16 protein-coding genes are annotated in these 20,423 nt (G+C 40.4%); 6 read left to right on the top strand and 10 right to left on the bottom strand.

Translation table 11 applies throughout. From position 1 onward, the window contains the following. Positions 1 to 438 precede the first annotated feature (438 nt). Positions 439 to 1,926: a type II secretion system ATPase GspE gene (gene gspE, locus AC1M86_RS09590; protein WP_481607841.1), complete on the bottom strand. Its 1,488-nt coding sequence runs from the start codon at positions 1,924 to 1,926 to the stop codon at positions 439 to 441. A 99-nt stretch (positions 1,927 to 2,025) separates the two neighbouring features. Between gspE and AC1M86_RS09585 the strand changes: the two genes are divergently transcribed. Both AC1M86_RS09585 and AC1M86_RS09580 read left to right on the top strand, forming a co-directional pair. Further along, a complete protein-coding gene (locus AC1M86_RS09585) occupies positions 2,026 to 2,844 on the top strand; it encodes a hypothetical protein (protein WP_092768367.1) in 819 nt (272 codons plus the stop codon). Positions 2,845 to 2,854: 10 nt separating this feature from the next. Continuing rightward, positions 2,855 to 3,772 carry a mechanosensitive ion channel family protein gene (locus AC1M86_RS09580; RefSeq protein WP_180028502.1) on the top strand — a complete coding sequence of 306 codons (918 nt, stop codon included), beginning with the start codon at positions 2,855 to 2,857 and terminating at the stop codon, positions 3,770 to 3,772. A gap of 29 nt (positions 3,773 to 3,801) precedes the next feature. On the opposite strand, the gene AC1M86_RS09575 is transcribed toward AC1M86_RS09580, so the two are convergent. Then, on the bottom strand, positions 3,802 to 4,587 hold the full coding sequence (locus tag AC1M86_RS09575) for a DUF2339 domain-containing protein (RefSeq protein WP_481607840.1): 786 nt from the start codon (positions 4,585 to 4,587) through the stop codon (positions 3,802 to 3,804). A 45-nt stretch (positions 4,588 to 4,632) separates the two neighbouring features. Beyond that, on the bottom strand, positions 4,633 to 6,513 hold the full coding sequence (locus AC1M86_RS09570; protein ID WP_481607839.1) for a DUF2339 domain-containing protein: 1,881 nt from the start codon (positions 6,511 to 6,513) through the stop codon (positions 4,633 to 4,635). 160 nt (positions 6,514 to 6,673) lie between these two features. Between AC1M86_RS09570 and polA the strand changes: the two genes are divergently transcribed. After that, a complete protein-coding gene (polA, locus tag AC1M86_RS09565; protein WP_481607838.1) occupies positions 6,674 to 9,433 on the top strand; it encodes a DNA polymerase I in 2,760 nt (919 codons plus the stop codon). A 78-nt stretch (positions 9,434 to 9,511) separates the two neighbouring features. Here the strand turns inward: polA and AC1M86_RS09560 are convergent, their stop codons facing one another. The 5 genes from AC1M86_RS09560 to ppx form a co-directional block, all read right to left on the bottom strand. Continuing rightward, positions 9,512 to 10,060 (bottom strand): YggT family protein, encoded by a 549-nt coding sequence (locus AC1M86_RS09560; RefSeq protein WP_481588726.1) that lies wholly within the window; start codon positions 10,058 to 10,060, stop codon positions 9,512 to 9,514. Positions 10,061 to 10,083: 23 nt separating this feature from the next. After that, on the bottom strand, positions 10,084 to 10,914 hold the full coding sequence (proC, locus tag AC1M86_RS09555) for a pyrroline-5-carboxylate reductase (RefSeq protein WP_035268555.1): 831 nt from the start codon (positions 10,912 to 10,914) through the stop codon (positions 10,084 to 10,086). A gap of 21 nt (positions 10,915 to 10,935) precedes the next feature. Continuing rightward, complete coding sequence (tilS, locus tag AC1M86_RS09550; RefSeq protein WP_481607837.1) at positions 10,936 to 12,288, bottom strand: tRNA lysidine(34) synthetase TilS; 1,353 nt, start codon at positions 12,286 to 12,288, stop codon at positions 10,936 to 10,938. After that, the gene (locus AC1M86_RS09545; protein WP_481593338.1) at positions 12,225 to 13,049 is read right to left on the bottom strand and encodes an acetyl-CoA carboxylase carboxyltransferase subunit alpha; all 825 of its coding nucleotides are present in this window, start codon (positions 13,047 to 13,049) and stop codon (positions 12,225 to 12,227) included. The genes tilS and AC1M86_RS09545 overlap by 64 nt, the downstream gene beginning before the upstream one ends. A 67-nt stretch (positions 13,050 to 13,116) precedes the next feature. Next, positions 13,117 to 14,637: an exopolyphosphatase gene (ppx, locus tag AC1M86_RS09540; protein WP_481590343.1), complete on the bottom strand. Its 1,521-nt coding sequence runs from the start codon at positions 14,635 to 14,637 to the stop codon at positions 13,117 to 13,119. Between the two features lie 269 nt (positions 14,638 to 14,906). On the opposite strand from ppx, the gene trxA reads away from it, so the two are divergent. The 3 genes from trxA (at position 14,907) to AC1M86_RS09525 (ending at position 17,507) form a co-directional block, all read left to right on the top strand. Then, positions 14,907 to 15,233, top strand: a complete 327-nt coding sequence (gene trxA / locus AC1M86_RS09535) for a thioredoxin (protein ID WP_035268564.1) — start codon at positions 14,907 to 14,909, stop codon at positions 15,231 to 15,233. 319 nt (positions 15,234 to 15,552) lie between these two features. Beyond that, positions 15,553 to 16,821, top strand: coding sequence for a transcription termination factor Rho (rho, locus tag AC1M86_RS09530; RefSeq protein ID WP_035268567.1), 1,269 nt, complete (start codon positions 15,553 to 15,555; stop codon positions 16,819 to 16,821). Between the two features lie 401 nt (positions 16,822 to 17,222). After that, positions 17,223 to 17,507, top strand: coding sequence for a hypothetical protein (locus tag AC1M86_RS09525; RefSeq protein ID WP_035268570.1), 285 nt, complete (start codon positions 17,223 to 17,225; stop codon positions 17,505 to 17,507). Between the two features lie 140 nt (positions 17,508 to 17,647). Here AC1M86_RS09525 and AC1M86_RS09520 read toward each other — a convergent pair whose 3' ends face one another. Beyond that, a complete protein-coding gene (locus AC1M86_RS09520) occupies positions 17,648 to 17,944 on the bottom strand; it encodes an integration host factor subunit alpha (RefSeq protein ID WP_035265376.1) in 297 nt (98 codons plus the stop codon). Beyond that, the gene (gene pheT / locus AC1M86_RS09515) at positions 17,941 to 20,322 is read right to left on the bottom strand and encodes a phenylalanine--tRNA ligase subunit beta (RefSeq protein WP_481607836.1); all 2,382 of its coding nucleotides are present in this window, start codon (positions 20,320 to 20,322) and stop codon (positions 17,941 to 17,943) included. Before pheT ends, AC1M86_RS09520 begins: the two co-directional genes overlap by 4 nt. Positions 20,323 to 20,423: the final 101 nt, after the last annotated feature.

Here is a 20,423-nt window from a genome sequence, read left to right as displayed (position 1 = left end):
TTCAATGTCTGTCGCATGTTAATTAACCATATGTTTTTATTATTTTTTAGTAAATATATGTTTTATAGCTATTGTTTTGTATTGTTAGATCTATTTGGTAATACTTCACAGATTTTTTACATTAAGTATGAAACCAAATGCAAAATTAAATTATCACATTGCAAAATCTAAATATTACATAATCTTTAATTTTGTAAAATAATTTTAGTGAGATGTCTTACTGTAATGGCGTTTTGACATAAGATAATTCATAAATATTCCTATAATTCACCTTATAAACCTTATTCAAAATTATTTTTATTTATTAATGTAATTCATTACCTTATGCGAAATGCCCAACTATTATAATTGAGCTCTTTTGTTGAATCCTCAGCTTTCGAGCTTAATTTCAAATCAGCGCTTCTTCGTTTTATCGAGAATTATTAAATAATCTCTGAATCACTCCGCCGCTTCATTTGTTACTCGAAGTACTTCCTCTAATGTACTCTTACCTTCAAGCACCTTTCGTAATCCATCATCACGTATCGAACCTGACTCCTGGCGAGCATAGTTTTCAACTTCAAACTCTGCAGCATTCCCGTGAATCAGACGGCGCATTCCATCATCAACAGGGACGATTTCATAAATGGCGGTACGACCACTAAAACCTGTATGCGCACAATGTTCACACCCCTCTGGTTGAGGCAGATTGAGCGCAATACCATCATGGACATTCTTAAAAATTTCTTTTTCAAAGTCATCCGCGGCACGCCAACTATGACAATGCGAACACAAAGTACGAACCAATCGTTGCGCAATCACACCAATTAAAGAACTCGACAGAAGAAATGGCTCAATTCCCATGTCTTTTAAACGCGTCACTGCACCAATCGCAGTATTGGTATGCAACGTCGACAATACCAAGTGACCCGTCAAAGATGCTTGCACAGCAATTTCTGCAGTTTCTAAATCTCGAATTTCCCCCACCATCACCACATCGGGATCTTGACGAAGCATCGCTTTCAATGCACGCGCAAATGTCATATCCACTTTAGTGTTAACCTGAGTTTGTCCAATACCTTCAAGTTGATATTCAATTGGATCTTCCGCGGTCAAAATATTCTTAGATCCATCATTTAAATCCGAGAGTGCAGCATAAAGTGTCGTCGTTTTACCAGAACCTGTCGGTCCGGTCACGAGAATGATACCGTGAGGACGATGCACTAATTGGGTTAATCGCTCGTAATCATCTTTCATCAGACCCAAATGGGTCATATTTAAACGACCTGCTTGCTTGTCTAAAAGACGCATTACTACGCGCTCACCATGTGAAGAGGGTAAAGTCGAAACACGGACATCCACCTCACGACCAGCCAGTCGTAAAGAGATACGACCATCCTGAGGAATTCGCTTTTCAGCAATATCAAGTTTTGCCATTACTTTAATACGTGAAACTAACAATGGGGCAAGTTCACGACGTGGTTGCACGATTTCTCGAAGTTGCCCATCAACACGTAAACGAACCGATAACTTTTTTTCAAAAGCTTCAATATGTATATCTGATGCACTCACTCGAATGGCTTCGGACAATAATGCGTTAATCAATCTAACAATCGGAGCATCGTCTTCCTGATCCATCAGATCTTCTGCTTCAGGTACTTGATCGGCTAAACTTAACAAGTCAGGATGATCTTCTAAACCAGCAGCCACTTGCTGAGACTCGCCTGTCTCGCCAGCATAACTTGAACTGAGTAACTGACTAAAATCTTGTTCAGTCGCCAATTGATATTGGGCTGTACGCCCCACGTAACGGCGTGCTTCTTGCAAAGCAACCAAAGCAGTATCTTGACGACGGACAATAAAAACTTGATCCCCTTCATAACGCAACAAAACGCCATGCTTTTTTGCAAAACTATACGGTATTTGTATTTGTTTAAGTACTTGCATAAGGGATGATAATCATGATTAAAATTACCTCGAGTGTACTCTAAGCATTTGACAGCGTGAAGACAGTTTTTTAATGAATTTATTTAAGGATATTCCCTATTGTCACTAGATCAGAAACTTGAGCAAAACCCTTCGACTTTAAGATGGTGGGGTGAGCAGCATTTTGAACTCAATCAAGTGCGTGCTTGGCAATTTGGTTCATTGCTCTTTCGACTCACTCGTGGCTTACAAGAATGGCGCATGGAGTACTACCGTCCTCAAATTCAATACGACTACGAACAAAAGTGGCAGGAAATGGATGACCCCCATTTTTCATTTCCTCGTCCAGTGCATGTAGAACGTTACATGTTCAGGGAAACTCACCCTAAAATTCAATTGATACCACGTCTTGCAGATCGATCTGTGGTGATCCGTCCTGTAGACCCAATTTACATTCCAGCTGGTCAACGTGGCACGCTTTATATTAGTACCCCTCTGTGGCTTTCAGGTTATGTCGAAAGTCAAAAGACCCCATTATTCGATATACCGGTCATTATGCCTAAAGATACATGGTTCGGACCTGATCAACGCAGTGGTGAAATGTGTTACGCCACTTCAGTTGATGGTCGAACAGAACTCAAACAACTTCGTCCACGTGCATTTCGTGCAGTCACTCCAATTGACTTTCACAATGTCAGTGGACATCAACTCCGTTTCGATCGAATGAATGTACCTGTTCCTGCCCTGCCTTTGTTTTATAGTGAAAGTACAGAGCGATTATGGACGTCACAAATTAAAGTCATTCACGAAGGGATGGATCGACCAGCACGTATTCGTATTGAAAATCGCACCCCACCATTGGCTGGTGATGTAATTTATGTCAATCCAGCACGTGCCCCAGGTAGTACTTTATTTAACATGTTTGATTCATTCTTCTAAGGGGGGGCATATGGCAGATAGTCTTACCGGCACCATTGCTGATAGCCTCAAAAGTATATTTACCAATATCAATACGGATCGCTTAACTGAAATTATTATTGCGATTGTGCTTTGCTTTATTGGATTCCTTTTTGCTCGAGTCGTTTCCAATACTTTTGTTAGAACGATCGGCGCCAAATTTAATGCTCATCAGCGTTTGGTATGGCGGCGCGGTATTTTTTATTTTATTTTCCTCATCTTTGTGATGGCGAGTTTAAAAGAAGCAGGTTTTAAATTAAGTGTATTTCTAGGTGCCGCTGGTATCTTGACCGTAGCGCTGGGTTTTGCCTCCCAAACCTCTGCGACGAACTTGATTAGCGGTTTATTCTTGATTGGTGAAGGTTCTTTTGAAATTGGTGACACCATTCAAATTACGTTAATTCGTGGACATACCATCGAAGGCGAAGTGATCTCCATTGATTTACTGTCTGTCAAATTACTGACTCAAGATAATGTCTATGTCCGTTTACCTAATGAGCAATTAATTCGTGCTCCCGTACACAACCTTTCTAAATTTCCGATACGGCGCATTCCCATTACACTTGCAATCAACTTTCATGAAGACATCATTAAAGTACGAGAAGTTTTATTAAAGGTGGCGAACAGCTATCCTTTAGTGTTAGCAGATCCTAAACCTGCTGTGACGGTAACCGCATTCCGTGAATCTTCAATCGAATTGTTATTCGCCATTTGGTGCCAACAGGAAAACTTTTTGAAAGTGCGTGATGAAATGCAAGAACGCATTCGAAATGGTTTTGTTGATCACCATATTGAAATTCCTGTACCTAAAATGGGCTTTGTTGATCGCCCTCCACAACCCTCGTTGACAGATGAGGAAATAGACCAATACGCCAATGATAAGGAAATCAAAAGAGAGCCTAAATTATAATGAATTAAGGTTAATGCTTGATCTCAGGATCAAGCATTAGTCTCTTCTACTCGTTTTTGCTCTGGCGCTGGAGCGATGTACGCAATAATCAACATTAATCCTCCCGCGCCTAAAAATGATAAAACTCGACTTAGAGTGCCGATATGGGATAAATCTAACAACACCAACTTAAAAGTCACGATCGCCAAAATACTTGCACCAAACATCCATACCACTCGATTATGGATGATAGCGGCATATTTCATCACAATGAATGCCATGACCACCCACAATAATGTCAACGCCAATTGCACTGCAGAATCTTGCCAAATGATCCACTGGTTATAAGGTGTAGCAAAATAAAAATGTAAGGCTCTAAGAAGTACATAACTACTTACCCATAGCACAGCGAGTAAGATCAAGAATGCGCCAAGTGTTCGCTCTAGCCCCATTCTGATTTGACTGCGAAGCACCTGAATAAGCACCCACAAACCAGTCAGACTGACGAAATCAATAGGGTTTAAGATTGGGATAAAATATTTCCAAAAGGGTTCTACCACCCAAATTTGTGAGCTGACAATCCAGCACAACAATAAAATGAGGCTGGTCTTTGTTAACCAAAGCTTATTCAAGTCTGTTGTTTTAGAAACACTATAGCCATAAAGTATCAACGGTAAAAGAACAGCTCCCATCATAGGTGACATTGAAACTACACCCACACTGGCACAAGCTAAAGAAGCGAGTCCACCAAAGGCGATCCATTCATTTTCGTACTGAGCATTTGAAATTGGTTTTAACCACAGATAGCTCAGGCCCAAGCAAGCCAAGATAAACAAGCCTTGCTCACCAAATGACTGCCAGACGATGACTCCTTGAGTGTATTAATCGATCAGCATAATAGCTGCGAACACTACAATAGGAATCAGCCCCAACCATTTTGGTAATAACCATGACCATGAGACTACTTGGCGCGGTTGCAACACAAAATTGGCAGCAAAATAAATCGCAGTTGTGAATGCAAGTGTGTAGATTAATCTCATCGGTTCACTAAAACTTTCCACACCTTGATAAAGCAGTAAAAGACTCGCAAAAAAAGAAAAAATAGACAGGAAAATTTTATCTGACAGTGTCAGCTGTTTTTGATAACGCATCACAACATTGGAGACCACAATCGCAAGGATATAACTTAGACCTAGTAACCATGGGATGATATTTGGAATTGATGCTAACTCGATCAAATAGTATAAATACGAAAATAATCCAACTGTTAACAACGCATAACCTAATGTTCGCCCTACCCTAAACTCACGATGCAAACCCCACATTAAAATAAGAAGTCCTTCAAAAATCCACCCGATCACACTCCATACTTGTGGGATCAAGATCGGCGGGATAAAACTTAGAAAAATAAAACCTAACATTAAATAATTTTGTTTAATCGCCGTATCAAATTTCGCGTGCTGCACAACTTTAAAAATCGCAAAGTGAGTCAATGCAAAACCCAAACACAAGGCAATTTGAACCGATTTTTGATCTAAATACATGAGATGTAAAAATGCGTATGCGACCAAGGGACTGACATAAATCAATGCGGAGTCAATAATACGCTGACCTAAATGAGCTTGATTTTGATGTGTAGCGAGCTGGTTAAATCTGAAACCCAACCAAATAAATACACTCGCATGTGCAATAACTAGACAGGATAAAACGAATCTCTCTGCAACACCGCCATTCAAAAAGGCATAACCATCACCGATAACAACAATGAGCAGCAACGCTATTTGAGTGAGTATTTTCCATGGATGTAATGTACAAATTACACCTACAACACAATTGACCGCTAGATAATAAGACAGTAATTGAGCTGAGGAAAAATCTGCATGAGGTAATGTGAACGGTGCAATATAAGCAACCAAAACTCCCATCAGGGAAAGCTCCACTGACCGCTGTTTTAAAATCAGTATGACCAACGACAGCATGCTCAAGCTGTAAAGCGTAATCGTATTAATGAGATTTAACAGATCATCGTGATAAGCAAATAGAATACTTAATAACAATCCCGCAAAACCCAGTCCTTGTAAAGCAAGACCAAAGCCGCGGTTTTTTTTCTGTATATGATAACCAAAGGCAACACATATGACGGCGATGACAGCAACAGCCAAAAGTTTGATTGAAAGACTTAAGGTCCAATGTTCAACCATATATCTCAATAATAAGACGACCCCAATCACTAGGACAGTAATCGCAACTTTCAGGACAGGGTTCCCATGAAAGATCCATCGTCTGATTTGCGCCCCAAAACCCAAATCATGCTGCTGATTTGTGTGGATTCCCTCTGAACTTTGTAAAATACTTGTGATGCTGGTCTGATCGTCTGGATCTTGTTTTATTAACTTTTCCTGTAAAGCACCGATTTGAATTAATCGTCCCTCAAGTTGTCGCAACCAGTTTAGGAAAAAATAAATCCAGAATGTTAAACCTAATCCAACCAACCATGTCCAATCGAACAAGCTGCCAATTAGTGCAAGAAATGACGAAATATATAAGGGCAATCGTGATGTATTCTGTTTCGAATAATGAGTCTGTTGCTCAATGTTGGTAAGCGGTTTTTCAATATGATGGGCATATTGCATAACACTTATGAGGAATGCAGCAACACATAAAAACGTAATGATCGGCAACGCTAGAACCCAAGTACTGATCGCTACTATGATGAGGAGCATCAACCAAATCATTTTTATTTCACTATGTTGCTTCAGCATACACATCATTCCTTTTTAGCTAGATTGATGATACCTCAGCAAGAATTGGCATTTTGCGTTTTTCATCGCATATTCTGTACACTTGATTGCAAATCTTGTATCAGCGCAACTGCTGAAAATCACGTACAATGAAAAAGTTAATTGGATTAGGAACGTTTCAATGCCACCATTTGTCTTGGTCGATGGGTCATATTTTTTATTTCGTGCTTATCACGCACTACCACCGCTAACGACGTCAACAGGTTTACAAACCAACGCAATTCGCGGAGCTATTTCTGCTATCCAAAAGTTAATGCGTCGTGTTCAACCTACACACATGGCTGTCATTTTTGACACACCTGAACCAACTTTCCGTCATCAACTTTCCCCAATATATAAAGGGGATCGACCGAGCATGCCTGACGAACTCGCTCAACAAATTCCGTATTTACATAATTTAATTCGTGCTTTAGGTATCCCACTCCATGCCATACCTGGTGCGGAAGCCGATGATATCATCGGTACGCTGGCAAAACGTGCAGAAAAAGAAGGCTATCAAGTCTTGATTTCCACAGGCGATAAAGACATGGCTCAATTGGTCACGGACAAAGTGACACTTGAAGACAGTTTTAAAGACAAGCCCATGGATGTGAATGGCGTTTTTGAAAAGTTTGGTGTTTGGCCGAACCAAATTATTGATTATTTAACCCTCATGGGAGATGCCTCTGACGGCATCATGGGCGTTCCTGGTATCGGAGCAAAGACTGCGGCTAAACTGCTGAATGAATATGGTTCAATTGGTGGCATTCTTGAAAATGTCGATAAAATTAAAGGCAAAGTAGGCCAAAATATTAAAGACAATGCAGATGGTATTGCGCTAGATCATCAGCTAGCAAGTATTGTTTGTGACTTAGACATGAATCTGACCTACGATGATCTTAAACTCCGAGATCCAAATGTTGCAGAGTTACGTCAGCTTTACACCGAACTTGAGTTTAGAAATCAACTTCAGTCTTTAGATCATCCCAACAATCCAAATAGTGCTGCCTATAAACAATCAAGTCAAGTTGTCGCAAAACCGAGTACTGCAACATCGAAAATCGAAGACCAAGCGGTTCAAACTAGTGTAGATGATCAGCTTGGCGAGGCAACTTACCATACCGTTTTAACACCAGCGGATTGGGAAAAACTCTTTCAAAGATTGACTACTGAGAAACGCTTTGCTTTCGATACTGAAACCACAAGTTTAGATTATCGTGTTGCAGAGATGGTAGGCTTCTCTGTGGCATTTGATGCCCAAGATGCATATTACGTTCCGCTTGCTCACGACTATGAAGGTGCTCCAGAGCAATTGGATCGCGACGCTATTCTTGCGCAAATCAAACCAATTTTAGAAAACGCTGAGATTGAGAAGATTGGTCATCATTTAAAATATGATGCTCATATTCTCGAAAATCATGGAATTCATTTACAAGGCTGGTACTTTGACACCATGCTTGCCTCGTACGTGCTCAATGCTGTGGCGACGCGCCATGGTATGGATGACGTTGCGCGCGTTTATCTTAGCCACTTAACCACTACTTACGAACAAGTGGCGGGCAAAGGTGCTAAACAAAAAACCTTTAATCAAATTGAAATCGAAACAGCAGCGCATTATGCCGCTGAAGATGCCCATGTAACCTATCGTTTGTATGAGGTATTGGAGCGTAAGCTTAAAGAAATCCCAGAGCTTCTCAATATTCTTCATCAAATCGAAATGCCGACAGCTGCAGTTCTGACGACGATGGAAGAAAATGGAATTCAGCTCGATTTGAGTTTCCTCGATCAATTGGGTCAAGAATTTTCTAATACAATTCTAGAGTTAGAAAATCAGATTATCGAAATCGCTGGTCAACCTTTTAATGTCAGCTCACCTAAGCAGGTGGGTGATATTCTTTTTGATAAGTTAGGTTTAAAAGGTGGTAAGAAAACTTCAACAGGTCAATACAGTACCAGCGAAAGCATTCTTGAGAAAATTGATCACCCGATCGCTGCACTTATTTTAGAATATCGTGGCTTGTCTAAATTAAGAAGTACCTATACTGACGGTTTAATCAAACAAGCCAATAACGAAAGTCATCGTGTTCATACCAGCTACCATCAAGCTTTAACCGCAACTGGACGATTATCTTCTACTGATCCTAATCTTCAGAATATTCCAATTCGCGAAGAGATCGGTCGTCAAATCCGAAAAGCTTTTGTTGCACCTGAAGGTCGGGTTTTACTTGCTGCCGATTACTCACAAATTGAACTACGTCTTATGGCACATTTTTCACAAGATGAGGCTTTAGTTGACGCGTTTAATCACGGCCAAGATGTTCATCGCCGTACTGCAGCAGAAGTATTAAATATTGCTTTGGATGATGTAACCAATGATCAACGTCGCCAAGCCAAGGCAGTCAACTTTGGATTACTTTATGGCATGTCTGAGTTTGGTTTAACACGTCAGTTGGGATTCACACGCGAAGAATCTCAAAATTACATTAAACAATATTTCCATCGCTATCCTGGCATTTATGAATATATGCAACGCACACGACAAGTCGCCTTAGAACAAGGCTTTGTTGAAACCATTACAGGGCGACGCTTATACACCCCAGATATCGATGCGCGCAATATGATGATTCGAAAGGCAGCTGAACGCGCTGCAATTAATGCGCCTCTTCAAGGTTCTGCTGCGGAGATTATCAAAATGGCAATGATCGAAGTAGATAAAATTCTCCCTAAAGATCAGGCCAAATTATTATTGCAAGTTCACGATGAATTAGTGTTTGAGGTAGATGAAGCGATTGCTGACGAGATCTCTATTAAAATCGCAGATGCAATGCAAGGTGTTGTTCAACTCTCTGTGCCACTTGTTGTTGAAGTCGGCAAAGGGAAAAACTGGGGCGAAGCGCACTAATTTCTAAGATTCTTAAATTGTAAAAAAGGACTCATTTGAGTCCTTTTTTATAAAATTGTTAAAATCCGTAATCTAGATTTAACCAATTGATTTCAACATGATTTCAGCAATATAAAGTGTAAAGAATGCAAGGATTGGAGATAGATCAATCATCCCTAAATTTGGCATTACTTTACGGAATGGTGCCAACATCGGTTCAGCTAATTCTTGAATCACTTCAATATAAGGTGAACGTGTTTGTGAAAACATCAAAATCCAACTACATATGATGTAAGCGAACAGTAAATATTTAAGAATTGAAATTAATGCCTGCAACATTGAAAGTACTGTTGAACCAATAAAGTACAATACATCGCCTGTTGGTAAGGCATTTAAATATTTATAGCCAAATACCTTAAGAAAATACAACAACACGATCAGCACTAAAGCTGCTAGATTTACACGCCCCTGTGCCACAGTTGGCAAGATTCGTCCAAACACATCTACAATTTTAGTTGCTTTCACTGTCGATAGCACAACAGGGTTATATGGACTGACTGCCGCCAATTGCATTAAAAAACGGAAAAATACCAATAAAATCGCAACATTAATGATAATGTCAAAAAATAGCGCAGAGTTCGCACCCATACTTCAATTTTCCTAAAATTTAGTTATTTAGAACTATCACTTAATTCCTGAGCGAGCTCCTGACTGCGTTTTTTTGCAGCCGCAAGAGCAGCTTGAATATTCTGTGAAATTTGCGCTCGATCAAAAACTTCCAAGGCCGCTTGAGTTGTACCATTTGGTGATGTCACATTTCTACGCAGTTCAGATGGCGTATTAGAACTGGTGATCGCCATTTGTGCAGCACCGAGAGCTGTTTGTAGCGTTAATGCTGTTGCAGTTTTCTCATCCAAGCCTAAATTTTTCCCAGCACGAATCATACTTTCCATCATATAGAAAAAGTACGCTGGCCCTGACCCCGATACCGCAGTTACTGCATCAATTTGCTCTTCTGAGTTTACCCAAAGTGTTAAGCCTGTTGCAGCTAAAATCTGACTTGCCAATTCACGCTTTGCTTGGTCAACAACGTCATGAGCATATAAACCATGGGCACCTGTTTGAACCAATGCAGGTGTATTAGGCATGACACGAACGATAAACTCCGTCCCCGTTAATGCAGCAATCGTTGCAATTTCAGCTCCTGCTACAATCGAAACAATTAACTTATTCTCAAATTTATCTTTTAACGGTTTAAGAACTTGTGCCAGTACTTGTGGTTTCACCGCCAGAACAACAACATCAGCATTTTGGATCGCGTCTTCATTATTGTCTGTAACTTGAATTTCTTTTTCTTTTAATAACTCTCTCACACGTTCTACAGGATCGGAAACTGTAATACGCGTTGTTGGTAAACCACGACTAATCAACCCTCCAATTAGGGCTTGAGCCATATTACCACCACCAATGAAACAAATATTACAGTTTAACGCAACACTCATGAACGACTCTCAACCTTGATTTTATAGCGATGAAACTAACTTTGGCTGCCAACCACCGACTTCACAATACTCTGATTCAGCCAGCCAAAACCCTTTTGGCGTGAAAACACCAAGCATAACATTATCTAAGCTTAAAATTTGAATAGTATGACGCTTCCATGGAAAAATTTGTGCCTCTTGAATTGCTTTTTTTAATGGCCATTTCCCCACACGTCCATGCAAATGGACTTTTTCCCCACCTTGACGATAATGCAATGTCAAAGGCTGATTTAAAAGTTCTGTACGCAGACCATACTCTTCCTGATGTTGGCAGATCTTAAATTGACCCGAAGCTAAATTTACAACTTGCTGGATTTCAAATTTTATTTCTGAATCAGTTGTATTCGATTCTGCTAAGTATGCATCCTTAGCAACTCGATATAAGACGTTTTGGAAACGAACATAATATTGTCCATTCCAATGCAATGCTGCTTGTGCATCAGGTTTCGCCAAAATAACTTCTTCATTCAACCGCTCTACCATCTCAAATGCAGGACGGTATTGATCCTTACCTTTCATCCAATTGGATAAAAGTTGTCTTCTTCTTGCTAAACTTAATTGATTGAGTTGTCGTAAATCTAGATGATCATCATCGCCACAGAACGCCAAATCTTGCTGTAAAACCTCTTGCAAAATTTCATCCGCATCTTGCATCAGCACACTAGTTCTCACAATCGCCTGTTGCATTTTAGGGAATCGGCTTTGCAAAATATTCCAAAGCTCATGACGGCACCAAGCTCGATCATAGTGCGTATCAAAATTGGTCGGGTCATCCACGTAGGGCAATTTGAGTTGTTCTACCCATTGGCAAATCTGCTCACGACTGAGATTCAATAATGGTCGCCAAATAATGATGTCTTCACGTGAATCTAATAATTTCATCGCGGACAACCCCTGTATTCCAGCACCAGAGAACAAACGTAATAATACGGTCTCAGCTTGATCCTGCTGATGATGTGCCAGTACTAAAATATCTGTGTCGGATAAATGATGTTTAAAAGCTTGATAACGTGCTGCTCGAGCTTGCTGCTCCAAATTCCCTTCAGCAACTTGAACTGTCTCGAGAACCACAGGGATGTGCGCTGCTATACAAAATTGATGGACGAATTCGGCCCATTCCTGATTTGCAGATTGCAACTGGTGGTTAATATTAATCGCACGGATTTTTTGGGGAATTAATTGAGACATGACATACAGCAACAGCATGGAATCCATGCCGCCACTGCATCCCACTAAGAACGTGTGTTCATCACCAAATTTGGCAATTTGTTTTAAGAAGCTAGACCTGAATTGTCGCTGCCAAACTTCATTAAACGTTGGTAACGTGCTTCGCATCTTGCATTTGCATCCATTGGAACAAGCTCATCAAGTGCAGCTTGTAACACATGTTTTAAATTATCCATGACTACGTCTGGCTGAAGATGAGCACCCTCACCTTCATCTACAACATACTCAACAATACCAAGTTCTTTCAGTTTATCTGCAGTGAGTGCAAGTGCTTCACTCGCTTGCTCAGCTTTTTCAGCAGTTTTCCAAAGAATTGAGGCACAACCTTCAGGTGAAATCACAGAATAAATACTGTGAGAGAGCATAATCACACGATCTGCAACGCCAATGCCTAATGCGCCGCCAGAACCACCCTCGCCTAGAACAGTCGCGATGACAGGTACTTTTAAACTTGAGAGTTGAGCTAGACTCGTTGCAATTGCTTCTGCTTGTCCACGCTCTTCAGCACCTACACCAGGGTATGCACCCATGGTGTCAATAAATGTGAAAACTGGAAGATTAAAGCGTTCAGCCATATCAAGTAAACGCTGAGACTTGCGATAGCCTTCTGGATTACTCATCCCAAAATTATGCTGTAACTTTTCACGTGTACTACGACCACGATGTTGACCAACCACCATCACAGCCTGACCATTAAAACGTGCTAAACCGCCAACCATTGCACCATCATCACCATATAAACGGTCACCATGAAGTGCATCAAATTCTGTAAAAATTTCGCTCACATAATCTAAAAATTGTGGGCGATCTGGATGACGCGCAATTTGAACCGTTTTCCATGCTTTAGATTGAGCAGCTTTATTTTTCATAAGTCGATGAATATCCCTAAATTAACTATGACGTAGTTAACTAATAAAATTCGCTTATCAGCTTCTGTTAGCCAATAAATTGTTCCGACTGAATATTCAAAACGATATCCCAATGTTTAAATTGCACCTGCTCATCATGCAGCTCTGCAACCAACAAAGGCCATTGTTTTGCATCACCAGAAACTTTCAGTTGCCATTGTTGCTCATCTAATATCTTTAATTCAATGGCAGGAAGCATCTCATCGCTTCGGCTGTGATTCAGCAAAATTGCGAGACGAAGGAGCAAACATAGATAGACAAGTTTAATTCCACCGACTTTCGTCACATCATTTTTTGCTTCAGCACGCAATTTACGGCGATGATGAGCGACCAAATGTGACAAATGATTTTGATCAATTTGTGAAAAACCAGCAATGTCAGAATGCTGAAGCAAATATGCGCCATGACGATGATAACCACTATGACTAATGGCTAAACCTATTTCATGAAGATAAGCTGCTCGACGTAGCAAATCACTATCGTCATTATTTAGACCAAGCGTTCCTGCCACGCTATCAAATAAATGTTGAGCCGTTTCAACAACACGTTCTGCTTGTTTTTGATCAGCACCATAACGCCCCATCAAGGCTTGTACGCTACGATCTCGAATATCTTCATGCTGGAAACGCCCGAGTAAATCATACATTACACCTTCTCGTAAGGCGCCATCTGAATAGACCAGCTTATCAACTTGAAGAACTTCAAATACAGCGTATAAAATCGCAATACCCGCAGGTAGGACTGCACGACGATCTTCCTTAAGACCCTCAAATTCCATGTCTGAAATATGTTTATATTTGAGTAATTTATCTTTAAGTTTTTCCAAGCCTTCACGAGTCAAGTTTTCCTGATCATCGCTCCAGCCCATATTTACCGCAATTTGACGACAGGCTTTAATGGTTCCACTTGAACCGACAACAGTATCCCATCCTGCCGCACGATAAGTTGTCGCGATACCCGAGATTTCTTTGCGTGCAGCAGTCACCGCACGATCGAAAGCTTTTGGATTAATATCGCCCTCTGCAAAATAGGCCTTTGTAAATGCAACGCATCCCATTTGCACGGATTCAGTATGAATCGGCTCAAACTCTTCACCAATGATTAACTCAGTCGAGCCACCACCAATATCAATCACCAAACGGCGACCGCTGTTCGCCATAGTATGTGATACACCTAAATAAATTAAACGTGCTTCTTCACGACCAGCAATAATTTCAATAGGTTTAGGCAGAATTTCAGCTGCTTTTTGAATGAATTCATGCCCATTCTTAGCTTGGCGCAACGCATTGGTGGCCACAATTCTTAAGCGATTGGATTGGACTGAACTTAGGCGCCCTACAAATCGAGCTAAGCATGCTAAACCACGTTGTTGAGCAGCTTCTGTCAAATTTTTATTTTCATCTAAACCTGCGGCCAATTGGACCTTTTCAGACATCGATGCGACTTTTTTTACCTCACCATGATCAACTCGAGCAATCGCCAAGTGGAAGCTGTTTGAGCCCATATCAATGGCTGCAAGGAGTTCTTCATCAATCAAAAAATCAGACATTGTTGCGCTAAGTTCAACCAGAATTGTGCCTAGATTAATTCACATAACTGTAATTTAAAAGCCATTTATTTAGTCAATTTAACGACTATTTAAAAAATCATCATATATGACAATTGTGTTACACCGATCATGGAAATCGTGAGCATCAATTAGACATTTACAGAATTTAGTCCGAAAATAAACCCTATCCCCTACTTTGTTAAAGTGGTCTATGTAATACTTATATACATAGATAGACTGTTTTCAAAAAATTATTCGGAGCAAATTCCATGTCTGCTAATATTGTTAATACAACTGATGCTAATTTTGAAGCTGACGTTTTAAATTCTGACACGCCAGTTCTTGTTGATTTTTGGGCAGGCTGGTGTGCGCCATGTAAAGCTATTGCTCCTGTACTTGAAGTTTTAGCAACTGAATACGAAGGTAAGGTTAAAATCGTAAAAGTTGACGTAACTTCATGCGAACAAACTGCTGTAAATTACAATATTCGTAATATCCCAGCTTTATTGATGTTTAAGAATGGTGAAGTTGTTGCTCAACAAGTTGGTGCAGCTCCTAAATCTAAACTTGCAGCTTTTATTGAAGAAAATATCTAATTCTTTCAATTTTAATTGCTTTGAAAGCGTCAAATTTTTGGCGCTTTTTTTGACGGTAAAATTGACAAAGAGCCATATCTCACTTATATTGCATGATCAAGAAACACTTGGACAATTTCTCCTCGTTTCTTACAATACACAAAACATAAGATCGCCGCTCGGCTAAAGAAATTGTTTACACATTTCTCCTCGAAAGAACTTACTAGATTCTGAGTTTGTTATTGTGCAAATCAATTGCTGCTCTTTTCTTGCACTGCGGATGTCTTTTGCTTCTATTCTATCTGTGTTCCACACTTCCTTTTAATTCAATCGACCATTTATGAACTTAACTGAACTCAAGAAAAAACCGATAGGCGAACTCATCAAAATTGCTGAGTTCATGGGCCTTGAAGGAATGGCACGTAACCGTAAGCAAGACATTATTTTTGCCATTTTGAAACGCCATGCTATGAATGGTGAAGAAATTTTCGGCGATGGTGTTCTTGAAATTCTGTCTGATGGTTTCGGTTTTTTACGTTCTGCAGCAGGGTCTTACCTTGCGGGTCCAGATGACATTTATGTCAGCCCTTCTCAAATTCGCCGCTTCAATTTGCGCACTGGGGATACGATTACAGGTACGATTCGTCCACCAAAAGAAGGCGAACGTTATTTTGCACTTTTAAAAGTGAATCAAATTAACTACGACACGCCAGAAAACTCTCGCAATAAGATTCTTTTCGAAAACTTAACGCCTTTATTCCCAACTGAACAATTAGTGATGGAGTTAGGAAATGGTTCGACTGAAGATTTAACTGCGCGTGTTGTCGATTTAGTTGCTCCAATTGGTAAAGGTCAACGTTCAATTATTGTTGCACCACCTAAAGCTGGTAAGACAATGTTAATCCAAAACATTGCTCAATCTATTGTTCGTAATAATCCTGAATGCTTCCTAATCGTTCTTCTCATTGATGAGCGCCCAGAAGAAGTAACAGAAATGGAACGTACCGTTCGTGGTGAAGTTGTTGCTTCAACATTTGACGAATCACCTGCACGTCACGTTCAAGTCGCTGAAATGGTGATTGAAAAAGCGAAACGTCTGGTAGAACACAAAAAAGACGTTGTTATTTTGCTTGACTCAATTACACGTTTAGCACGTGCATATAACACTGTTATTCCATCATCAGGTAAAGTTTTAACTGGTGGTGTTGATGCCCACGCTTTAGAACGTCCAAAACGTTTCTTCGGTGCTGCACGTAATATCGAAGAAGGTGGTTCACTTACGATCATTTCTACTGCTTTAATTGAAACTGGCAGTAAAATGGATGAAGTCATCTACGAAGAATTCAAAGGTACAGGTAACCAAGAGATTACGCTTGATCGCCGTATTGCTGAGAAACGTGTATTCCCTGCGATGAATATCAAGAAATCTGGTACACGTCGTGAAGAACGCCTCATGGATGAAGATAAACTACGTAAGGTTTGGATTTTACGTAAGCTTCTCCATCCTATGGACGAACTTGCTGCGATGGAATTCTTACTTGATCGCATGAAGGAAACCAAGACCAATGATGATTTCTTCGATCAAATGAAACGCAAAGCTGCCAACTAATACGCAAAAGGCCATCATTTATTGATGGCCTTTTATTTGGGTTGACACCATTTACATAAATACACAATACTAACTTTTGAATGTAACTTTTCTTGCAAGTATGTGATTTTTATCATCTTGTATTTTAATTCCCTTTATTTTTTAAGTATTTACTTAGTATTTCTCCAATTCAAAATGCAAAAATGATTGTAATTTTCTGTTAAAAATAGGGTCAAATTTCTCATTTTTTAAGCATTTTTTCATCTCGCCTAGTAGTAATTCAAAATACTCAGTGATAGCATGTCGGCATACCAGTTAGGCTGCTCCATGCGTTATTAACCTTACTAACGTTAGGAATAATAAAAGCACACAACAGACTAACCGGGTTTTTTGTCTCAATTTATTTTAATGAGAGTGATGCCATGTTATTCAAAAAAATTGCTATTGCTGCTGCCGTTGCTACTACTTTAGCTTTCGTTGGTTGTGCTAAAAAAACTGAAGAAGCTGCTGCTGACGCAAACGCTGCTGCATCTGAAGCTGTAGAAGCTGCTTCTGAAGCTGTTGTAGCTGCTGACGCTGCTGCTGTTGAAGCTTCTTCTGAAGTTGCTGCTCAAGCTGACGCTGCTGCTGCTGAAGCTACTGATGCTGCTGCTGAAGCTACTGACGCTGCTGCTGACGCTACTGCTGCTGCTTCTGCTGCTCAATAATCTAAAGTTTAGATTATTCGAAAAAAAGAGAACCTTTGGTTCTCTTTTTTATGCGCTGAATTTTATGAATACGCATAAAGTTAAGAGCATAAAAAAACCTGAGCTGAGCTCAGGTTTTTTTATGTTATTTGATCAAGCGATTAATCGACTTGCTCTGTCCCTACACGCTGTCTAAACTTTTGACCAGCACGGAAGGTCACTACACGGCGAGCAGAAATAGGAATCTCCTCACCTGTTTTTGGATTACGCCCTGGGCGCTGACGCTTGTCACGCAGTTCGAAATTACCAAAACCCGATAATTTGACATGTTCACCAGCAATTAATGCCTGGCTAATTTCATCAAAAAACAACTCAACCATTTGTTTAGCTTCACGACGATTTAAACTCGTCAGCTCACTCAAATGATCAGCCATTTCTGCTTTTGTTAATGCTGTCATGAGGCCCTCAATGTCGCTTGGTAAGTGTTTTCTAACACTTGTAAAATATTATCCATACCAGATTTAATTTCAGCATCCTCAAGCGTGCGACTCGGATGCTGCCATAAAAGTGCAAACGCCAATGAACGTTTACCCTCTTCTACACCTTGACCCGTATACACATCGAATAACCAAGAAGAATCAAGTAACTCTCCTCCAGTTTTTTCGATAAGTTGCTGAATTTCACTAACATTAATCTTATCACTAATTAAAACTGCAATATCACGTCTCACTGAAGGAAATCGTGATAATTCTGTAAAATTAGATACATAAGTTTGCAAAACAGACGATTGATCGAGTTCTGCTACCCATGTCGGTGCGAGATCAAGCTCATCTTCAAGCGATGGATGTAAACGACCAATATAACCAATTGATTGTCCGTCCACTAAAATTTCAGCAGCTTGACCTGGATGCAACCATGAACGCTCTGAACGCACATATTCTACTTGAACTCGTCCAGCCGCCAATACAGCCTCAATTTCACCTTTAAAATCGAAGAAATCCATTGGCTGAGGTTTAGCATGCCAAGATTCCTGATTCTTCGCACCTGTTGCCACAATCGCTAGTGTAGGTATTTGCTTAAGATCATGAATACTGGTGGCTTCTTGATAATCAAAACGCAAGCCAAGTTCAAAGAAGCGCACACGACTTTGTTGACGATTAACGTTGTATTGGACACAAGGAATTAAGCTTGAAAGTAAAGTCGAACGCATTACCGCCAAATCACTTGAAATTGGATTTGCCAATGCCAAAGGATTTACACTTGGATTTAACTGTTTTTCAAGTTTTAGATCAGCAAAACTAAAGCTGATTGCCTCTTGATAACCAAGTGAAACCAAAGTTTGACGTAATTGTGCAACTTCAAATTGATCTTGGTATTTTGCAAGTTTCACATCAATCACAGGCAAGCTGATTTGAATGTTGTCATAACCATGAATACGCGCAACCTCTTCAATTAAGTCTTGGTAGATTGCCATATCATAACGATGTGATGGCGGTACGACAGACCATTGACCTTGTGCTTTAATTGTTACCTGACAACCTAGACGTGTTAACGCATCAGTAATAAAGTCAGAGTCAACTTTATAACCAAGAAGTTGATCAACTTGCGCCTGCTCAAGCTCGATTGCTTCGCGTGTTGGCAATACTCTTGGATTTTCTGCTACCGTAATTGGACCAAATTCACCACCTGCAAGCTCAGAAATCAACTGAGATGCACGGTGCATTGCGATCATTGGAAGTTCGAAATCCACTCCACGCTCATAACGCTGAGACGCATCTGTATGTAAACCGAAGCTACGCGCACGACCCGCAATATGAAGTGGTGCAAAGAATGCTGATTCAAGGAAGATTTCAGTCGTTGCGTCTGTCACCGATGAAGACAAGCCACCCATGATGCCCGCAATTGCTAATGCTTTTTCGTCATCTGCAATCACCATCACGTTGTCTTGCATTTCAACTTCTTGCTCATTCAAGAGAACAAGTTTTTCACCTGCAGTTGCTTGACGAACGTGTACCGCACCTTGAACTTTACCACCATCAAATGCGTGAAGCGGTTGACCCAACTCCATCAATACATAGTTGGTAATATCAACTAAGATACTGTGCTGACGGATACCAGAACGAGCCAGTGCGCGTTCCATCCATTCAGGAGTTGGCGCTTTGGTGTTGACGTTTTTGATCACACGACCTAAGTAACGTGGGCAACCTTCAGTAGATACAACGACCTTCTTTTCATCAGCAATCGTTGCAGCCACTTCTTTAATTTCAGGCGCAGTCACGGGAAGTTGGTTAATCACACCAATTTCACGTGCAATCCCACGAATACTGAAACAGTCACCACGGTTTGGTGTGATACTAATATCAATCACGTTGTCATCAAGGTCTAGATATTCACGTACGTTTACACCGACTGGCGCGTCCGCAGGAAGCTCGAGTAGACCGTCGATTTTATCTTCTAAATCAATTTCAGATGCACCGCACAGCATACCTTGTGATTCAACACCACGAAGCTTACCTTTTTTGATTTTAAAATCACCTGGCAATACTGCACCGATGGTTGCTACGGGTGCTTTCATTCCTGCACGTACATTAGGTGCACCACAGACGATTTGTAATGGTTCACCCACACCAATGTTGACAGTCGTTACACGTAAACGATCTGCATCTGGGTGCTGTTCTACCGTAAGTACTTCACCTACAACCACACCTGTAAATGGTTTTGCAGCAGGAGATAAATCATCTACCTCAAGGCCAAGCATGGTCAGTTGGTCAGATAAAGTATCGCTATCGATGGCTGGGTTAACCCATGTGCGTAGCCAATTTTCGCTAATTTTCATTGATATAAAACCTGTAATTCAAATCTCTAGAATCCTCCCTCTAACCCCCTTTGCCAAGGGAGAGAACCCCAAATGATTCTGTGGAGTTCCTCAAGTTAGGA

The sequence above is a fragment of the Acinetobacter sp. ANC_7654 genome (assembly GCF_056779855.1).
This window is presented reverse-complemented; position numbering and strand designations above follow the sequence as displayed.

Coding starts and splice junctions, on each gene's coding strand:
- gspE (WP_481607841.1), bottom strand. CDS start 1,926: ATGCAAGTACTTAAACAAATACAAATACCGTATAGTTTTGCAAAAAAG.
- AC1M86_RS09580 (WP_180028502.1), top strand. CDS start 2,855: ATGGCAGATAGTCTTACCGGCACCATTGCTGATAGCCTCAAAAGTATA.
- AC1M86_RS09570 (WP_481607839.1), bottom strand. CDS start 6,513: ATGCTGAAGCAACATAGTGAAATAAAAATGATTTGGTTGATGCTCCTC.
- polA (WP_481607838.1), top strand. CDS start 6,674: ATGCCACCATTTGTCTTGGTCGATGGGTCATATTTTTTATTTCGTGCT.
- AC1M86_RS09560 (WP_481588726.1), bottom strand. CDS start 10,060: ATGGGTGCGAACTCTGCGCTATTTTTTGACATTATCATTAATGTTGCG.
- proC (WP_035268555.1), bottom strand. CDS start 10,914: ATGAGTGTTGCGTTAAACTGTAATATTTGTTTCATTGGTGGTGGTAAT.
- tilS (WP_481607837.1), bottom strand. CDS start 12,288: ATGCGAAGCACGTTACCAACGTTTAATGAAGTTTGGCAGCGACAATTC.
- AC1M86_RS09545 (WP_481593338.1), bottom strand. CDS start 13,049: ATGAAAAATAAAGCTGCTCAATCTAAAGCATGGAAAACGGTTCAAATT.
- ppx (WP_481590343.1), bottom strand. CDS start 14,637: ATGTCTGATTTTTTGATTGATGAAGAACTCCTTGCAGCCATTGATATG.
- trxA (WP_035268564.1), top strand. CDS start 14,907: ATGTCTGCTAATATTGTTAATACAACTGATGCTAATTTTGAAGCTGAC.
- rho (WP_035268567.1), top strand. CDS start 15,553: ATGAACTTAACTGAACTCAAGAAAAAACCGATAGGCGAACTCATCAAA.
- AC1M86_RS09525 (WP_035268570.1), top strand. CDS start 17,223: ATGTTATTCAAAAAAATTGCTATTGCTGCTGCCGTTGCTACTACTTTA.
- AC1M86_RS09520 (WP_035265376.1), bottom strand. CDS start 17,944: ATGACAGCATTAACAAAAGCAGAAATGGCTGATCATTTGAGTGAGCTG.
- pheT (WP_481607836.1), bottom strand. CDS start 20,322: ATGAAAATTAGCGAAAATTGGCTACGCACATGGGTTAACCCAGCCATC.